The sequence below is a fragment of the Bacillus sp. VA15 genome (assembly GCF_055721145.1).
Window position 1 is genome coordinate 1 of record NZ_JBVQPQ010000028.1, and the last position, 468, is coordinate 468.

1 protein-coding gene is annotated in these 468 nt (G+C 48.5%); it reads right to left on the reverse strand.

The window, feature by feature from the left end:
* Positions 1 to 400 (reverse strand): tol-pal system-associated acyl-CoA thioesterase (gene ybgC / locus AC0DBE_RS21575; RefSeq protein WP_134178941.1); only part of this gene is annotated, 400 nt, incomplete at its 3' end.
* Between the last annotated feature and the right edge of the window lie 68 nt (positions 401 to 468).

Sequence of the window (468 nt, forward strand, 5' to 3'; positions counted from 1 at the left end):
GCTTAAACTCCGCGACAATAGACTTAGGAAGCGCACGAGGCTTCATTATGGTTGGATCAACACAGACGATCAGGACTTCAGCTGAGTTCAGTACCGTATTTTCTGCATTGACTATCCGCTGCGTGAAAACCATTGAGGTTCCGCGCATTGATGTAATTTCAGTTTGGACTTCGAGCATATCGTCGAGTCTGGCAGGCGCAAAATACTCAAGCGTCATCTTGCGAACCACGAAGGCAACTCGCTCAGCCAACAGCTCCTGTTGACTAAAGTGATGATGGCGCAGCATCTCTGTGCGTGCCCGTTCATAAAAAGCAACGTAGCTGGCGTGGTAAACCACACCCCCGGCATCGGTATCTTCGTAATAGACACGAACCGGCCATCGAAACAGCGTTGTATTCACTTTACATCCCGGTAATGCAACAAAAGTTAGAGCTTTTAAACTTCGCTACTATACGCGCGGGAAAGATG